Raw genomic sequence first — 15,756 nt, 5'->3', positions numbered from 1 at the left:
TTAACTGAGTTTTTTTACCAAAGGGGGACGACGATTCATCGGCTGAGAGCGGGAAAACGGCTGAGTAAAGAAAACGACCCTTTTCTTTACTTTATGGTTGCAATTAATCCTGGCTCAAATTTCTTATTGCTGGCTGGTTGCAGTTAATTCTGTCCCAATCGCAGATAATCCTGGCTCAATTCACCAACATAGTTGCAATTAATCCTGGCTCAGAATGCTCGTTATTGCTGGTCGGAGTGTTTCTTATTGCTGGCTGCTACAGCTAGTACTTCCTCAAAAGCTGGTTCATCTTTGAAAGACCCTGTAATTTGTTGTAGCCAATTTGTCGGTTGAGGATTTGCCACTTGTTTCTGCAATTCAGTAATTGCTGCTTCTACTGCTGCTATTCATTCTTCTAAAGAGGTGTTGGTTGCCATTGGAGTTTCTCCTAATGAAAGGTAATTTTTCCGGTGTCGGTGACAGTGGCATTGAGCATGGTAGGAATTATGATAGGCTTGCGGGATATTCTAGCGCGATCGCTTTACATTACTCAGCAGTTGGTGTGTGCGGTGTTGAAAGTAGAACCTCATCAAGTAAGATTGCTATCAATACAGATTGCAGCCAAATATAGTATTAAGGATATGGCAACAAATTCAACCCCTGAATGAATCTGTAATCACGTTGGTTTTTTGTTATAAACGGATAATTCCACACAATTGCTGTAGCTGCGATAATACTATCAGCAATCAGCAAGCCATGACTTAGACGATAAAGCCGCAATAACTCAACAGCTTTGTCTGACACGGCCAAGTCTATCTTAATAATATAAAACTGGTTTAGGAAATTTTCTAATGTTTGTAGTTCTACTTTGTTAGCACAGCCAACTATCAGTTCCATTTCTGTAACTATGCTAATTGCTAGTCCAGAACTTGCTTTTAAATTTTGTAAACAGTTAACTGCTTCGCTAACACCGCGACCAGCATCAATCAAAATATCAGTATCGACGATAGTTGGATTAGTCATGCTACATTCACCACTCAGTTTTTCGCACATTCCGCACCCAAGCATTACTGTCAGCTAAATCTTGACGATCTCGCCACATTCCAATAAAGTTATCACTTATCAAGTCAATATTTGACGCTCCAGATGCAGGTTGAAATTCTGTATATCTTTTCCGCAAAAAAGCAATAAAATCTACTACTTGGCTTTGTGCTTCAGCAGGTAGAGACAAAAACTCATCAATCAACTCTTGCTGTGTCATCATTGTATTTCTCAAAAATTGAATTCTGCATAGTCTCTACTTATCATAACTCAAATTGCTAGTTATATTAACTAGGGTGCTTGTTGCCAATCGCGAATGTAACTGGGGCTTGCTGAAAAAGAGCGAAAAGGGGAGAGGGTAAGGAGGTTCAGCGATGAAAACTGATAAAAGTGCAAGGAATGGGTGTAAAATAGCCCAGAAAGCTTGGATGAGCCGGAGAAAATGTACCGAAAAGAGGAGCAACCGAACAGAGCATTAGAAGAGTTTAAACTACCGTTTGAGGGAAAACTCGCAGAAGATAATCGGTGGGTAATCATGGCTCAATGGGTACCCTGGTCAGAATTTGAGGCTGAATATGCAGAGTTATTCTCTTCTGTTATGGGCGCACCAGCCAAAACATTTAGAATGGCGTTAGGAGCATTAATTATCAAAGAGAAATTAGGGATAAGCGATAGAGAAACAGTAGAACAGATCAAAGAAAATCCTTATTTACAGTATTTTATCGGACTCTCAGAATACAGTAATTCTCCACCCTTTGATGCCTCAATGTTAGTCCACTTTCGGACGAGAATTAGTGCTAAATTAGTCAACAAAGTAAATCAAGTGATGGTCAAGAGAATGCGAGAGGCTACGACAGAGCCATCCGCAGAAAATCAGTCCGAATCGGAAGAAGTAAGTGAGAGGAAAAATCGAGGAAAGTTAATAGCTGATGCTACTTGTGCGCCTGCCGATATTACTTATCCAACCGACTTAAAAATTTTAAATCAAGCCAGAGAACAAACGGAAAAGATTATTGACACCTTGCATAAAAATCGGACAAATAAATCAGAGAAAAAACCAAGAACTTATCGAAAAATAGCCAGAAAAAACTACCTAGAAGTAGCCAAACAACGCCAACCCTCCCGAAAAAAAAGACGAAAAGCGATTAAAAGACAACGGCAATATATTAAACGAAACTTAGGGCATATAGACCAGCTAATTGCCGATGGAGCAACCCTGAGTTGCTTGAATAACAGCCAATACAAGACCTTATTAGTAATATCAGAAGTCTCTCGTCAACAGCAATGGATGTTTGATAATAACAAACAAAGTATCTCTGATAGAATTGTCAGTTTGAGTCAACCACATATTCGTCCGATTGTCCGAGGAAAAGCCGGAACGCCAGTAGAATTTGGGGCTAAATTGTCAGCTAGTTGTGTGGATGAATATGTATTTCTTGACCGGATTAGTTGGGATAACTTTAACGAATCAACTGATTTAAAAACACAAATAGAGGCTTTTAAAGAATACACAGGACATTATCCAGAATCAGTCCATGTAGATAAAATTTACCGGACTCGAGACAACCGTGCTTGGTGTAAAGAAAGAGGAATTAGAATTAGTGGTCCCCCGTTAGGTAGACCACCAGCAAATATCAGTAAATCAACTAAGAAACAGGCATTAGAGGATGAGAAAATTCGTAATTCTATTGAGGGGAAGTTTGGTCAAGGAAAACGAAGATTTAGCCTGAATCGCATCATGACTAAACTAGCCCATACTTCCGAAACGGCGATTGCTATTACCTTTTTAGTCATGAATCTCGAAGCCATTCTTCGACAGATTTTTTGGTCGATTTTTCAATTCAATTACTTTTTTCGAGTAATTGATTATCACAAGTTATTTGTTAAATCATTAACTCGAAGAAAACTTATCTATCACTCTTACTCCATTAGCTAGTTAATCATCCTTTTCCTTTTCTGTTACTTTTTCAGCAAGCCCTAATCTAGCTGTCATATAATGCCACTTAAAACCAGGTAGATATTCACCGGAATATTGAGCAGAGATTGGCTCCAAATAAATCCATTCGGTTCGTTCAAAAGTAATTGAAATTCCCCCTGCTGCTAATCTGATAATTCCACCCGGTTGAGAAATTTTATAATCAGGATGCCTGGAAAAAAACTGGGCTACCCACTTTTTTTGATGCTTGTTCATAACATTTATTAAACTCGCTTGAGCAACCGAATACTGCGTTAGCAGTAAAGCATTCAAACATTTTATTTAACCAAAAGGCTGATTCGTTAGGTGATAATTATCATCCATTAGAGTTATCAAAATCCAACATTTTCTAGTTAAACTGACTTATCTATCACTACTAATCTGTAACTACAACTAATATGAGTTTTGAAATCAAATTTTTCTTCGCTCAATCTAACCATGTTCTAGCTCAAACTGGAAGCAGAACAGAGCAACCTACGCCAATATCGTCAATAAACTTGGGTGGTATTCTACAACAATATAATAATCCTGAAGGTTATGTAACTATCGGTTTTTTCATCTTTCTGCTTTTACTATCTCGCTTTATGGGAAACAGCAAAGGCAAGATTACCACCGGGAAGCTGTGCGGTACTTCCGAAAAGATGGCAGCTAGTATGTTGGCATTAAAACAAATCAAAGAGCGCAAACACAATAAAGTTACATTATGGTGTGGTAGTCCTCGGTATTGGTGGAATGGTAAAAAATTAAGAGGTTTAGTTGCTAATATTCAAACTGCTTTAGGCAGTAGTCCGACTGTTTGGTTACCTCATGCAGAACGCTCGATTTTAGTAATCGGTGCGCCCGGTTCCGGTAAAACTTTTTCGACAATAGATCGAGCAATTGAAAGCGCAATGGTGCAAGGATTTCCGATTATTATTTACGATAAAAAAGGAGAACAACTTAAGCTACACGCGCCGTTAGCAGCACGTTACGGTTATAAAGTTTGGACGTTTGCACCGGGAGAATCTTATTCTGGTGTAATCAATCCTCTCGATTTTATGAAATCACCACAAGATTCGGTAATGGCGGGGGAAATCGGTCAAGTTATTAATCGAAATGCTAGTTCCGGTCAGGGAAAAAGTGATGAATTCTTCTCCAAAGCAGGTGACTTATTAGCTAAAGCATTGCTTCAGTTAGTTAAGGGTTCCAAGTATCCAGATATGGCAATGCTTTATGCTATAATGAGGTTGCCAAGTTTAGTTAAACGCATCGATTATGCGATTCAATCTCGACAAATTGATGAATGGATTGCCACTAGTTTTAACCAGTTTTTGAGTGCTAAGGAAGCCGAAAAAACTATTTCGGGGATTCTCACGACGGCGGCGGGAACTTTCAGTAGTTTTATTCAAGCTGACTTATTACGAGCTTTTTTGGGAGAGTCGAATATCCCAACTAAAATAGCAGGTCGGCAGATGATTGTGTTCAAGTTGGATGACGAACGGCGTTCTGTAGTTGGGCCTTTATTAGCTGCTGCTATTCACTTACTTGTTGTTTCTAATTTAAGTCGTCCCCGTCAAGACCCGTTAATTATTTCCTTGGATGAATTTCCTTCGATTCGATTAGATAGGATGCCACAATGGATTAACGAATATCGTTCCAACGGTGCTTGTTTTATTTTAGGAATTCAAAGTTTGGAGCAGCTTTACGAAGGATATGGTGAGAAAATGGGAGCAGCGATTGCTTCTGCTTGCAGTACTCACATTTTATTCAATCCCGGTAATACGGACACTGCCAAAAAGTACTCGGAACGCTATGGCGATAAGGAAGTGCTAATCAAAAGCAAGTCTACCAGTCGTTCTCAAGGTGGTCAGTCGCAGGGTAGTCAATCGATTAGTTGGAACGAGTCATTGCAAAAGATGCCACTGTTTTCGGTAGATGAAATATTGCGTTTTCCCCAAGGTCGATGCGTGATTACTAACCCCGGCTATAGTTCAGGTGGTGAAGGGTCGATTCCTTATGCTTTAACAATACCGATTCCCAAAGCTGATTTGAAACGGCAAAGTGAAAGTGAAGCACTCTGGGAAGAACAGGTCAGACCACGATTGGAAAGCCGAGTGCAACTTGCTAGCAAGGAACAGCTTACCGCTGCTTTGTACGAGCGAATTGCTGAAGCCGAACGAATGTTGCCATTACCGGATGCTGGCGGTAATATTCCTCAAGAATCCCATCCAGCTTCAAGTTCGAGGTATGAGTCTGACCCACTCGACTCTGTTGTTAAGCGTTCTAAACGAGTATTTTCCACTGGTGGGATTGGTAAGCGTTAGGACAGCTGATGGAAAATTTTCCATTGGAATCGGGTACGCTAAATTTCTACCTCGGCAATTTTTTCTAAATCCAATTTAGCTGGTGATGCTACTGGAATCGGAACTGGTGGTGCTTGTGCTGTCAAAACGGATATTAACCATTGTCTTGTTTCTTCGTGCTGCTGGCTGTCCCAACTAATTTCGTGTCTTTTAGCTGGGTAAGTTGGGTGCAGTGTTAAGATTGTTAACTTTAACTTTTCTGGTGGTAATGACAGATATTCAGTTGTTGCCCACAATTTTACTTTGTCAGTCCAATTCAAAATTGGTTGTCGAATTGACCATTCAATTAAATTGACATAGCCATTGTTGAGAAAAGCGGCATTGGTGTTGATTTGCACCCAAGTATCTTTTGTATTGCAAAGTTGGGTGGTAAATTGAACATCTACTAAAAATTGTGGAGGTTCCCATTCAAATACTTCAGGATAGAGAAAACCTATTTCCATTATCCACCTATCGATTTTTGGATGAGCAATTAGCAATGGTTTTGTAGGCAGTTTCATGCAGGTTTGTTTCATCGCTAATTGCAAATTTTCTGCTTCATCGTCGATAGGTAAGGATAGCTTTGGTGGGTTGATTAAAGTGTTTAAACCGTTAATTGTAATTACTGGCATAGATGGGTAAACAGCGAACGTTTACCCCTTAATGCGACGCTAGTCGCTTGGATTTAGTAAGTAAAATAATAAAAATTACTTGGCTATATCAGATATAATTAAATAATAATTTCCCAGATATACTATGACTGAAACTTTGCCAATCGAACGCAGCTTGAAAACATTGAATCAACTGCAAAGTCAATTCAACCTGCAACGGAGTACAGATGACCAATTCTTTACTGAATGGTTAAACACTGATAGCGAACTGACAGAGAAAGAACAACAAGTACTTGATGCTATTAAACAAAAATACTTTTATCAATTATCTGATGGTCAATTAGGTGAAGAAACAATTAAATTAATTGTTCTATCCCCATTGTTGGATTTGGCAGGATTTTTTAACCCTCCCTTTCGATTCAAGACGGAAACAACTGTACAAATTAGTGTAGAAAGCGATGATGTAACGTATCGAGGACGTATTGATGCGTTGGTGATTCAAGAAAAACTTTGGGTTGTGGTAATAGAATCCAAAGAAACCAGCTTTTCCTTAGAACTTGCTTTGCCACAAACATTAGCGTATATGTTAGCTAGTCCTAACCAAGAACAACCTGTTTTTGGAATGGTGACAAATGGGGGAAATTTTATTTTTATCAAGCTGCTAACTCAAGACTTTCCTCAGTATGAATTGTCTGATATATTTTCTCTCCTTCCCCGACGCAATCAGCTTTATAATGTGTGCCAAATTCTGAAATATCTAGGAAGAATCGTCAGTTGTTGAGAGTTGATATTCCCTGTTCATCTATAATGATTGGATCGTCAGCACAACTTCCATAAGTTTTTTCTACAAATTCTTTCCACTCTAATTCTTCCAATATCGTCGTAGCTGATGCAACTTCTTTGAATATTATTGTTACTTCTAATTCAGCATCATTTAACCCTACAGGCACATCTAAATGCAAGATGCCATCTTCTCCAACCTGATGCCGTAATGTGACGCTTTTCATAGTTTATTCTTCCTAATTATTCAATAACAATTTTATCTTTGAAACTAATACTATAAAGCTTGTTCGATCGCTCTCCGTGCTAGTTCAATCTGTTCAACCGCATCTAAATAAGCCAAGGTTGTAGCATCCCACAGCAATGTTTGTTGCATTCTATTTAAGATAACTTTGCCAAATTCATGCACTGTATCAAACTTTTGTAATCTTAAAATTCGTTCCGCTACTTGACAAAAACTAGGTGTAGGTTTTTCTATTAATTCCACATCTGATGGTAGCAGTGGCACTACTTCCATTCCCAAATCAACTTTGAGTGTCACTCCCACTTCGCTAATTTTACCCCAAAATCCATTCCACTTTCTTTCGGGTGTTTTTTCCAAGGGAAATAGAGGAATATTGACTATTACCCAAGTCCCAACACTATATTCGTTTGCTAAATTCTTTTGAGAAGTTGAAATTGAAGCCTTGCTTTGCTGGGAACTGAATGTGCTACTTGGCGAAAGCTTGGCTGATGCTTCTAAAGTTTCCCTTTGTTTGTTCTCTGACATTCTGGCGATTTGATATCCCGCATCTACACTGCGATTGTTAATTATATCAAGCCATACTTGCGCCAATTTCGGTTCATCTTTCCTCAAGCGATCGGCAGCTTTCACCGCAGTACGGCCTTTCCTATAGTTTCTCCCGCAGCCTAAACCAACTATAGCTGCCACAATATTTTCCGTTAGTTGCATTTCCTTTGCAGTCAATCCCAAGTTGAGCGATTCCAATGGAAAATTTTCCATCGGTTGCTCTGCACGAAAAATTTCTTTGGCGGCATGATTATCCCTGAGCTTTCGGGCGATCGGTTCGACTGTCATTCCTTCGCGGATTTTCTGCACTTTCGTTTGTTGGCGATGGCGGTTTTCTGCAATCAGGACAAACAGTTCGTCTTCTTCCGTCTGGAAGTGACCGACGATAACTGGTGCTTCTTTCCACCCTAGCGCGGTAAGCGCTCTCCAACGACGATGACCACTGATTATGGTTCCATCTGCTTTTATGATTAGCGGTTGGACATGACCTTTGATTTTGATTAACTCTACTAAATCGGCAATACTTTCGCAGCTTCCATAAATTTCCTCGTTACGAGGATGAGGTTTGAGTCGTTCTAGCTCGATGTGTTGGATTTCATTGCTCAAACTGAGCAATATTGGCTCATTTTGATTCATTTGGCAACCCCTGGTGGTTTATTCGGGGATTGGAGCTTGTAGCACAGGTTGCTCTATTAATACCGTTTAGCATATCATACTTTTCATACTTTTCATATAAATCATACTGGTATGATATAATCAGTAGACCAAAGGTGGAAAATGGCTAGGAAACGAATCACTATATCGTTGGATGAAGATTTGCTGGAGCGAATCAAACTAGCGGCGCAAAAGGACGATCGCAAAATCAGTAACGAGGTAGAGAGGATACTAATCAAACACTACCCTCCTACTGAAAATGCGCCCGAATCCGCGTTAGCTAAGTGAGTTGTAATAAGTTGGTGTTAGCGGTACAAACTATGAGTTAAATAAAATATTATTGTTCTAAAAATTGTTACGCTCGGACGATGTTCTTGATTGAGTTAATTATATGAAATTTCAAATCTTAGTTTTTTGGTTGAATACTTGATAATGTATTGTGAGCGAGAATCCGACCGTAGCCGATAATAGCGATCGCTTCGATGGCGAAAGTTAATAAATTTTGCAAGTGTTCATACATATTTTATTCACTTAATCTTTTTCTGGTAGAGGCGATCGCCGCTATAAAAAAATAGGGTAAAAAAAACTCCGCAGTTGTGCGGAGCTTTACCCTAATTGTCAAAACTTTTTCAAGATTGATATTGTTGAATTACACAGGTGACAAATTGGTTAACATTTTAGGAGTTAACTGGCAGATCTGACCGACACAGTGACCGACTGGTACTGTTTGTCCTGTTGGTTTTACAATTTCAGCAACTATCAATGCTTCCAAAATTCCTTCATTTTCCGAGTAGTTTTTGATAACAACATGATTGGGTGGTAATTGAAGATTAGGCACGTTGACTGTGGCAGTTGCTATAGGCATTCCTTCAGCATCTACTAAGCTTAGGCAGGGAGTTAGTCCATGAGCATAATGACTAACTTTCACTTGACATTCGTAGCCGATAAAGTTAACATTTGGCATAGTTTTCACCAATTTTCACTTCATCGCAAAAGCGACAATAGTCGCCTTTTTAATCCTTAAGTTATCAAGTTATTCCATAATATTCGATTTAAAGAGCAAAATTGAGTAATGTTGAAGCGAGTGCAAGCGAGCGCCAAATTTATCACTGGAACTATTTGCATTTTTCGCTCTAGCAGCGTTAGCTGTTGATTAGCTTGGTCTATTATCGTCTAGTGAGCCAACTTCTTTGAGTGCCAGCATCGCTTCGGCTTTCAATTCCTTACCAGCTTTAAAGTATTCTGGTGCTTCTACCTGTGGCATTGCCAATAATGAATCAAATTTAAAAACATTTTTGTGTGGCTGAAATTTAGCTTTGATGGATACAAACATGGGTTTCCCTCGCTCTTCTTTTTCCAGCGTTGGATTATACTGGAACGGTGGAATGGGCGCATCTTTCCAAAACAAAGGTAAGTGCTTTGCTTTCATAAACTCAACTTTTCGAGGCAATGACATTTTTTTTACTAACTCTAATTGCATCGGAGTAAAATTTCTATAAACCGAAATACACGGGATTTTACATACCGGAATAAACTGCCACAACCCAGAAAGTTTAAATTCTAAATTCTCGTATTTTTTAAAGGCTTTGACGTTATTATTATTCTCATACTTGACAAAATGAAATGCTATTTGATGGGGTTGTTCTGGGTTAGGAAAATGAATCGCCTTTGGATATACGATCAGCCTTAACTCATGATTTCCTGTACTTTCTATCTGGCTTTTCATCGCTTCAAACCTGACTCGGCTATACCTTTCATTCAAATAATAAAGTGGGTAATTTCTGCCCGACACTTTGACGATAGCGGATTTCCGGTTTTCTGGAAAAGTTACTTTTCCGAAAATTGAACCAATTGCTTGAAAAATTAAATCTGGCTGCGGCATAAAAAAAAGTTTAAGGTGGAAGTTGTTACAATTCTAGAAGAAAACAGGTGTCAAACAGAGGTAAATTGTGGAGTTGGCGTAAGTTAGCAAAAGTCTCTCCTGTCCAAATATCAGTAACAGAATCAGGTTTTCAACAGTGTGTTGTTTTTTCTAGTCTCGGTTGAACAGGTTCAAATGCTTAGTATACAAGGCTTTCATGGTCTGCGATTTAAATAATGGTCATGATAGCGTCCGTGAGCTTCAGATAATCCCGAACCCCTAGATATGATTCGAGACTACATTGACTAAGCCGCATTTTTGTTTAAGCCCTGCTAATACAGTGGTAAAAAGATGATGAAAATCAACCTGAATAATTATTGAGATTTCGGTTGATTTTGAATCTTTTCTAATTCCTGAAGCATAGCACTAACCAATAGATGTAATTCTTTAATTGACATATCTTTTCTAAATTTCTTACCCGTAACTTTTTCTGCAAAAGCGGAAGCAGTTATTTTCGACCATCCCAACTTTTCCATAATCGCTGATGATTGTTCTTCTAAAGAACTCCGAGAAAGTTGACTATTTTCTGAGCGTGATTTGGGTTCACTTTCCGGGCTAATTCGCTCTGCTATATCTTCTAGATCTTGAGTGAAAAATTCGGAAGCTCCAGTAGCAATTAAAACGGCTGCAACTAGACTTCTTTTCTGCGCCATCTTACAGATTGTATTTACTGCATCATAGATACGAGGGTTGGGTTTCCCATCTTTTGTGTAGCGGTATTTTCGTTCTAAACTGTTGCAGCATCCTTCACCTTCAGCTATTAATGTAGCGCCACGATATAAACTACATTTGTAGTGATAGTGAAACAGTGGCTCACTTAGCCCATGATCTGTACCAGTCCAGTCAGTGACTACTTCCAGCCTTTCAAATTTGGGAGAAAGCTGAAATAATTGGCATAACTTCTCTGCTCCAGCCTTTAACAAAGTTGGTTTAGAAGTATTAGGGATAATGCCATAATCTACACCACGCTGTAATACTTTTTGGGTGAATTCAACTAATGTGGAGTAATGCACTAAAGCCGAGCGCATATCAGATTCAGCCGCATTGATTGGAGCGATCGCTGTTGTGGGTTCTGATTCAATTTTTTCTGCTGTTACGTCAATTATGTTGCTACTGTTAATAGCACGCTCTACTTGATTTGTGTCAGTTTTCATATTTGTAAACCTCGGTAAGTGAATTTATTAGGGTGAGTCAATCTCACCCTTCTACTATTTTAATTAGCCGACAAGTTTTGACTCTTTGACAATTTCAATCTGGTCATTTGTCAGCCATCTGTTACCGATAGTTTCAAACTGCGCGATACAACCTGTTTGACTGGCTATTGTGACAACTCCAGTTAACCCTATTGCTGACTTATGATGACAATTTGATTTAACTCGGATTAAATCACCAGCGAAAACTTTTTGTTGATTTGGTTGGGAATAATTGGGGATAATATCAGCTTTTGCTTGTTCACTTTTGAGAATAATCTCAGCATCAACACTAGCTTTTTGTTCTGTAGTAATCTCGCTGTTCTCTTTGGGTAAGTTTGATTGAGGTTGTAGCGTTTTTGAGTCTGATAAATTCTCGTTGGTTTCTGCTTTCCCACTCAAGAACTTTTTTGCATTTTCTTGGTTGCCAGCCGGGACGGAAGAATATAAACTAGAGTGATTATTAGCAACAGTAATTAACTGTTCTATTGAGATTTTTGTGATTTTTACTTCCCATTGAATACCTTTTCCAAAACGCTTGGCTTTACGAAATTCGGCATTGCATCCCCACAAATTTAAGCATTCAGCCCAATCTGATGCTAGACCTCGATTCATGCAGGCAATATATCCAGCTAGGATTTCGCCGGAGTGCTTTTTGATAAACATCACCGTATCGTTTAGATATTCAGTAGTAGCGAAATCGTTCTCTTTGGGCGGTTCAACTTCTGGGGTAACAGGTTCTACTTCTGGCCACTGGTCATCATCATCGGTAGCGGCTTCCTCTGTCACTGGTGTGGGTTCACCTTTCACGATCAAAAAGCTTGCTGTTTGTGGTTTTGAGACGTGGATTGGTTTGAGTGAAACTTTCAGCTGTTCCCATGATTCACCAGAGAGGTCGATCAGGTTGTCTTGTGGTAATGGTGCAGAACAAACCGCAACTTCTTTCTTTTCCCATGCTTCCCATGCTGCCTCAAAGTCCTGTAGGTTGGAGTAGTCGTCTGGTTCTGGTGGTTCGGTTGTTGTTGGCTGCAAAAGGTTAAACTGCCCGTTGTTTTCAGCCTGATATTCCATTGGCTCAAAGTGTGCAGGGTTCCATCGGTCTTTTACTTCTTCAGTTTTGGCGATTTCAGGAGTAGTAAATTCAGTTTTGGGGACTTCAGTTACAAAGTTGGGGAATACTTCGTTGACTGGTGCAGATTCCTTGGTTTCGGCTTGGTAACTGGGGAACAGAGAGAGGATTTCTTTTTTAAGTTCCGCGATCGCTAATTCTGGCAGTTCAGTTAACAAGTTTTTGCAGTTATCGATAAACTTAGAAACCTTAGCCTGATTAGCTTTTAGGCTTTTCATTTGACCCCGCAGCGCGTCAACTTTGGCAAGTAATGTTTCGAGTTCGGATTGGGTAGTGGTTAGTTCAGTAGCAAATACTGATAGCATCGGATTACCTCATATATATGTGTGGGTTAGTAGGGCGATAAGTTTTCCAGGCTGCATCGCCCTACTTGTTTTTGTGTGGGTATCAACCACATCTAAAATATATCACTTGTTTACAGTGAAATACCTGTTTTAAAGCCTAATTTATATTAGATTATTCACTGTAAACAAGCAAATCAAATAAAAAAAGATAATATACCACTTGTTTACAGTGATATGACGCATAACCAGGTGTGCTGCTATCATGTCTGTTATTATATAAATTGATATGATTCACGGTAAACAAGCGAATTATGCCTAATCCTAATCCGGTTCAGAATGAGAAACTGAAAGCTAAACAGTTTAAGAAGGTCGTAACCCCAGATGGAGAACTGGCTGAGAAACCATGTGCGGTGCGGTTGCCAAAGGATATTGATCAGATTTTGCGCCAGTTCCCCGATCGCAATGAGTTTCTTAGAGAGGTAATTACAAAAGCTGTTAAAGAACGAGTAGCTGGTTAAGAGAGCGATCGCGTTCAATGCCCTAGCCGAACTGCCAGCTACCCGTTCTCTATTTGTCCAAGCGGTGGCCCAACTGAAGAAAGCACCTCAGAAATTAATTAATAATTTCTCCTTTGTTATTGGCCAACTTTTCACGCCATTTTTGGAGTTCTTCAGGTGTTTGTCTAGTCCAATCTGTTACTTCGCCAACGATTTTTAATGGTGCTTGGGAGCGATATGAGCGTGTCAGATTGCCCGGAAATTTTTTGTTTGTAACATTCGGGTCATTTTCAAACTCTCCTGTCGGTTCAACGATATAAACACGTTCACGTCCATCACAAGAGTGCTAATGCAGCAGCTAGTCCTGCTCCGTTAACCAGGGCTGTAAAATAAATGTGATTCATTTTGAGTTCAGATTTGTAATTAGAATTGCCGCCTGCTCTCAGCAAATCGCCAACCGACAAATCTGCTTTCGTCCCATGATAAAAAGGGCCTTTATCAGCAGGTGTATCCTGAAACGAAGTTGCTAATTTATAATTCTTTTTTGCCTTGCCAGGGTCGCTTAAATCCTCATAGCATTTAGCAATGTTTGAATATAGAGAAGGGAAAGCACTTTTTACAGAGTCGTTATTTATTTTTAATGCCAATTGCAAAGCCGTTTCGAGCCATTTTAATTGCTCGGAAACATTTTTTTGATGTCGGGCTACATAATGAGCTGAAATAAATTTTTCCAAGTCGTCTGTCGCTTCGTTCCAGGCTTGAAGAAATAGTTCACTTGCTTGTTCAGATTTGCCTTTTTCTGACATGCTCATACCTTGAAGGCAAAGTTTAACAACATTGTTGCTTGGGTTGAATTCCATAATTATTTTGTCTCCTAATTATCGTAATATCGCTTTCCCAAACTAAAGTGCATTCGCTACTCATTCTTCTATTTTCTAGTCTGGCAAATTCTCCGATTCTACAGTTAAAACATTAAGAGAATGCCTTACTCTTTGCAATTTTTGTTGGCTAATATACTGTGCTAATCTAGCATTAATTTCGGCTAATTCTTCATTAAATTATTGCATTTCCAAGTGAGTTTTCCGCAAATTGGCTAACAGGCGCTTTGAGGTTTCTGGATCTGGAATGCGAGGTTGCTTGGTCATGGCAGGTTCTCATGAGCTTAATTATGCAAACTGGTAATCAAATTTTACCAACATTATTCCACTCTGGTTCCCACTGCCTAATCAAATCATCTTCTAACTTAATCCTATCCGCTTCATTTAAACAAACAATCCAACCAATATAAATTTCAATTCCCTGTGCTAAAACCTGCTCAATATTAGCCAGTTTATGATGCGGATAACGCGAGGAATTTATTCGCAAATTGATTGTCGTATCACCCTCTGTCCTTCCTATATAAAACAACCTTTGATAATCTCCACTAAAAATCAAATAAACCCCTGGATTATGCGATAACCATTGTCGCTTTTCATAAGCTTTAGCAGGCAAAGAACGCAAGAAGTTTTCTAGCTCAGAACTGCCATTAATTTTAGCTAACATATTTTCATACATTACAGAAGCATCTTGATAACGCGCATCAGTCCCACTCTTAGTAATTCCCCAACCTACTAGGATGATTTGTGTTTTATTCAATCCCCGCTTTCTCATAGTTTTAAACAAGTGCAAGTTTTCTGCTTGAGAACGACCAGAAAACAGATTAGCTTTCTTAACTCCACCAAGTTCATCTAGCAATTGTTCTGCCCAATCAGGGGTAATATTCCCGGTGGTGGTGGAGATGGTAGAATTGGTGGAACCCTTGTGTGCTGGTGGTGGAAGCTGGTGGAGGTTTGGTGGAGTTGCAGTGGAGGACTGGTGGGTAGGTGGAGAATAAGCACTATTATTCCCACCAGTTCCACCATTACTTTTACGCCATTCTATAACCGGAGAAATATCATCTAAAAGCAGCGATTGGAGTCTAACAATACTGCTAGCATCTTGATAAAGTAAATCGCCTCTACCAAGTAAATGATGAGCGTTAGCACCCGCACCAAGAAGAATTTTACTATCCCCTTCGCTCTTGACCTTCAACGCAATTCTGCCTGGTAAATTGCTACGTAATATTGGTGTAACAATATCCTTATCCGGTCTTTGAGTAGCTAATATCAAATGTATGCCAGCTTCCCTAGCTTTCGGACCCAATTTCTTACAAGTAGATTCGATAGCTGCTTTATCAGCTGGTACTAACATAAAATCAGCGAATTCATCATAAATTACAATAATTCTTGGTAATGACTTACCAGTACTTTGCAAGTATTCCTCAATATTCTCACAACCGTTAGCTTCAAATAACTCGTACCTAGATTCCATTTCTGCTGCCATATCAGCCAGAATACTAATAGCCGATTTACTATCTTTGACTATTGGACAGTACAACCAAGGCAGATTAGCAAATTGATTGAATTTAGTTCGTTTGGGATCGACAATAATCAACTGCGCTTGTTGTGGTAAATAAGACCAGATGATACTAGCAATAATCGCCTTCAGTAATTCAGTTTTTCCACTTCCAGTAGTACCACCAATCAAAAAGTGACAGGTATCAGTA

General features: G+C 39.3%; 18 protein-coding genes and 1 pseudogene. 6 read left to right on the top strand and 13 right to left on the bottom strand.

The features are described 5' to 3' along the window. Positions 1-221 precede the first annotated feature (221 nt). Positions 222-344, bottom strand: a complete 123-nt coding sequence (locus ACE1CC_RS09925; RefSeq protein WP_413270303.1) for a hypothetical protein — start codon at positions 342-344, stop codon at positions 222-224. Positions 345-449: 105 nt separating this feature from the next. Between ACE1CC_RS09925 and ACE1CC_RS09920 the strand changes: the two genes are divergently transcribed. After that, positions 450-647 (top strand): hypothetical protein, encoded by a 198-nt coding sequence (locus ACE1CC_RS09920; protein ID WP_413270302.1) that lies wholly within the window; start codon positions 450-452, stop codon positions 645-647. Here ACE1CC_RS09920 and ACE1CC_RS09915 read toward each other — a convergent pair. Both ACE1CC_RS09915 and ACE1CC_RS09910 read right to left on the bottom strand, forming a co-directional pair. Further along, complete coding sequence (locus ACE1CC_RS09915) at positions 613-1,002, bottom strand: type II toxin-antitoxin system VapC family toxin (protein ID WP_413270301.1); 390 nt, start codon at positions 1,000-1,002, stop codon at positions 613-615. The two genes, ACE1CC_RS09920 and ACE1CC_RS09915, sit on opposite strands and share 35 nt — an antisense overlap. Positions 1,003-1,009: 7 nt before the next feature. Further along, positions 1,010-1,243 carry a hypothetical protein gene (locus ACE1CC_RS09910; protein ID WP_413270300.1) on the bottom strand — a complete coding sequence of 78 codons (234 nt, stop codon included), beginning with the start codon at positions 1,241-1,243 and terminating at the stop codon, positions 1,010-1,012. 219 nt (positions 1,244-1,462) lie between these two features. On the opposite strand from ACE1CC_RS09910, the gene ACE1CC_RS09905 reads away from it, so the two are divergent. Further along, complete coding sequence (locus tag ACE1CC_RS09905; RefSeq protein ID WP_413270299.1) at positions 1,463-2,956, top strand: IS5 family transposase; 1,494 nt, start codon at positions 1,463-1,465, stop codon at positions 2,954-2,956. On the opposite strand, the gene ACE1CC_RS09900 is transcribed toward ACE1CC_RS09905, so the two are convergent. Then, positions 2,957-3,268 (bottom strand): hypothetical protein, encoded by a 312-nt coding sequence (locus ACE1CC_RS09900; protein WP_413270298.1) that lies wholly within the window; start codon positions 3,266-3,268, stop codon positions 2,957-2,959. It abuts the gene before it with no gap. Positions 3,269-3,393: 125 nt separating this feature from the next. Between ACE1CC_RS09900 and ACE1CC_RS09895 the strand changes: the two genes are divergently transcribed. Next, positions 3,394-5,298, top strand: coding sequence for a type IV secretory system conjugative DNA transfer family protein (locus tag ACE1CC_RS09895; RefSeq protein ID WP_413270297.1), 1,905 nt, complete (start codon positions 3,394-3,396; stop codon positions 5,296-5,298). A 38-nt stretch (positions 5,299-5,336) separates the two neighbouring features. On the opposite strand, the gene ACE1CC_RS09890 is transcribed toward ACE1CC_RS09895, so the two are convergent. Then, positions 5,337-5,948, bottom strand: a complete 612-nt coding sequence (locus ACE1CC_RS09890) for a hypothetical protein (protein ID WP_413270296.1) — start codon at positions 5,946-5,948, stop codon at positions 5,337-5,339. Positions 5,949-6,072: 124 nt separating this feature from the next. Here ACE1CC_RS09890 and ACE1CC_RS09885 point away from each other — a divergent pair, with 124 nt between their 5' ends. Further along, on the top strand, positions 6,073-6,708 hold the full coding sequence (locus tag ACE1CC_RS09885) for a type I restriction endonuclease (protein WP_413270295.1): 636 nt from the start codon (positions 6,073-6,075) through the stop codon (positions 6,706-6,708). Here the strand turns inward: ACE1CC_RS09885 and ACE1CC_RS09880 are convergent. Together ACE1CC_RS09880 and ACE1CC_RS09875 are read right to left on the bottom strand one after the other, a co-directional pair. Next, positions 6,698-6,934, bottom strand: coding sequence for a hypothetical protein (locus ACE1CC_RS09880; protein WP_413270294.1), 237 nt, complete (start codon positions 6,932-6,934; stop codon positions 6,698-6,700). The genes ACE1CC_RS09885 and ACE1CC_RS09880 overlap by 11 nt on opposite strands. Positions 6,935-6,984: 50 nt before the next feature. Further along, complete coding sequence (locus ACE1CC_RS09875; protein WP_413270293.1) at positions 6,985-8,133, bottom strand: ParB/RepB/Spo0J family partition protein; 1,149 nt, start codon at positions 8,131-8,133, stop codon at positions 6,985-6,987. Between the two features lie 141 nt (positions 8,134-8,274). On the opposite strand from ACE1CC_RS09875, the gene ACE1CC_RS09870 reads away from it, so the two are divergent. Further along, positions 8,275-8,439, top strand: a complete 165-nt coding sequence (locus ACE1CC_RS09870) for a toxin-antitoxin system protein (protein ID WP_143171186.1) — start codon at positions 8,275-8,277, stop codon at positions 8,437-8,439. Positions 8,440-8,800: 361 nt separating this feature from the next. On the opposite strand, the gene ACE1CC_RS09865 is transcribed toward ACE1CC_RS09870, so the two are convergent. From ACE1CC_RS09865 to ACE1CC_RS09850, 4 genes are all read right to left on the bottom strand, one after another. Next, the gene (locus tag ACE1CC_RS09865) at positions 8,801-9,115 is read right to left on the bottom strand and encodes a hypothetical protein (protein WP_413270292.1); all 315 of its coding nucleotides are present in this window, start codon (positions 9,113-9,115) and stop codon (positions 8,801-8,803) included. A gap of 189 nt (positions 9,116-9,304) precedes the next feature. After that, the gene (locus tag ACE1CC_RS09860; protein WP_413270291.1) at positions 9,305-9,877 is read right to left on the bottom strand and encodes a hypothetical protein; all 573 of its coding nucleotides are present in this window, start codon (positions 9,875-9,877) and stop codon (positions 9,305-9,307) included. A 509-nt stretch (positions 9,878-10,386) separates the two neighbouring features. Continuing rightward, positions 10,387-11,226 (bottom strand): hypothetical protein, encoded by an 840-nt coding sequence (locus ACE1CC_RS09855; protein ID WP_413270290.1) that lies wholly within the window; start codon positions 11,224-11,226, stop codon positions 10,387-10,389. 63 nt (positions 11,227-11,289) lie between these two features. Beyond that, positions 11,290-12,696, bottom strand: a complete 1,407-nt coding sequence (locus ACE1CC_RS09850) for a hypothetical protein (protein WP_413270289.1) — start codon at positions 12,694-12,696, stop codon at positions 11,290-11,292. A gap of 290 nt (positions 12,697-12,986) precedes the next feature. Here ACE1CC_RS09850 and ACE1CC_RS09845 point away from each other — a divergent pair, with 290 nt between their 5' ends. Continuing rightward, the gene (locus ACE1CC_RS09845; protein ID WP_413270288.1) at positions 12,987-13,193 is read left to right on the top strand and encodes a hypothetical protein; all 207 of its coding nucleotides are present in this window, start codon (positions 12,987-12,989) and stop codon (positions 13,191-13,193) included. Positions 13,194-13,287: 94 nt separating this feature from the next. On the opposite strand, the pseudogene arr reads toward ACE1CC_RS09845, so the two are convergent. Continuing rightward, positions 13,288-13,636 (bottom strand): annotated as a pseudogene (arr, locus tag ACE1CC_RS09840) (NAD(+)--rifampin ADP-ribosyltransferase). A gap of 718 nt (positions 13,637-14,354) precedes the next feature. Then, positions 14,355-15,756: FtsK/SpoIIIE domain-containing protein (locus ACE1CC_RS09835; RefSeq protein WP_413270287.1), on the bottom strand; the 1,402-nt coding region annotated here is incomplete at its 5' end.

It is taken from the genome of Floridaenema aerugineum BLCC-F46, from assembly GCF_041929345.1.
Classification (GTDB): Bacteria; Cyanobacteriota; Cyanobacteriia; order Cyanobacteriales; family Aerosakkonemataceae; genus Floridanema; species Floridanema aerugineum.
Note: the sequence above shows the minus strand (reverse complement) of the source record. Positions and strands in the feature narration are given on the sequence as shown.

Bases quoted from the DNA above. Each gene is read 5' to 3' on its own strand.
- ACE1CC_RS09850 (WP_413270289.1), bottom strand. From the start codon at position 12,696: ATGCTATCAGTATTTGCTACTGAACTAACCACTACCCAATCCGAACTC.
- ACE1CC_RS09870 (WP_143171186.1), top strand. From the start codon at position 8,275: ATGGCTAGGAAACGAATCACTATATCGTTGGATGAAGATTTGCTGGAG.
- ACE1CC_RS09865 (WP_413270292.1), bottom strand. From the start codon at position 9,115: ATGCCAAATGTTAACTTTATCGGCTACGAATGTCAAGTGAAAGTTAGT.
- ACE1CC_RS09875 (WP_413270293.1), bottom strand. From the start codon at position 8,133: ATGAATCAAAATGAGCCAATATTGCTCAGTTTGAGCAATGAAATCCAA.
- ACE1CC_RS09885 (WP_413270295.1), top strand. From the start codon at position 6,073: ATGACTGAAACTTTGCCAATCGAACGCAGCTTGAAAACATTGAATCAA.
- ACE1CC_RS09880 (WP_413270294.1), bottom strand. From the start codon at position 6,934: ATGAAAAGCGTCACATTACGGCATCAGGTTGGAGAAGATGGCATCTTG.
- ACE1CC_RS09890 (WP_413270296.1), bottom strand. From the start codon at position 5,948: ATGCCAGTAATTACAATTAACGGTTTAAACACTTTAATCAACCCACCA.
- ACE1CC_RS09860 (WP_413270291.1), bottom strand. From the start codon at position 9,877: ATGAAAAGCCAGATAGAAAGTACAGGAAATCATGAGTTAAGGCTGATC.
- ACE1CC_RS09915 (WP_413270301.1), bottom strand. From the start codon at position 1,002: ATGACTAATCCAACTATCGTCGATACTGATATTTTGATTGATGCTGGT.
- ACE1CC_RS09855 (WP_413270290.1), bottom strand. From the start codon at position 11,226: ATGAAAACTGACACAAATCAAGTAGAGCGTGCTATTAACAGTAGCAAC.
- ACE1CC_RS09905 (WP_413270299.1), top strand. From the start codon at position 1,463: ATGTACCGAAAAGAGGAGCAACCGAACAGAGCATTAGAAGAGTTTAAA.
- ACE1CC_RS09910 (WP_413270300.1), bottom strand. From the start codon at position 1,243: ATGATGACACAGCAAGAGTTGATTGATGAGTTTTTGTCTCTACCTGCT.
- ACE1CC_RS09845 (WP_413270288.1), top strand. From the start codon at position 12,987: ATGCCTAATCCTAATCCGGTTCAGAATGAGAAACTGAAAGCTAAACAG.
- ACE1CC_RS09895 (WP_413270297.1), top strand. From the start codon at position 3,394: ATGAGTTTTGAAATCAAATTTTTCTTCGCTCAATCTAACCATGTTCTA.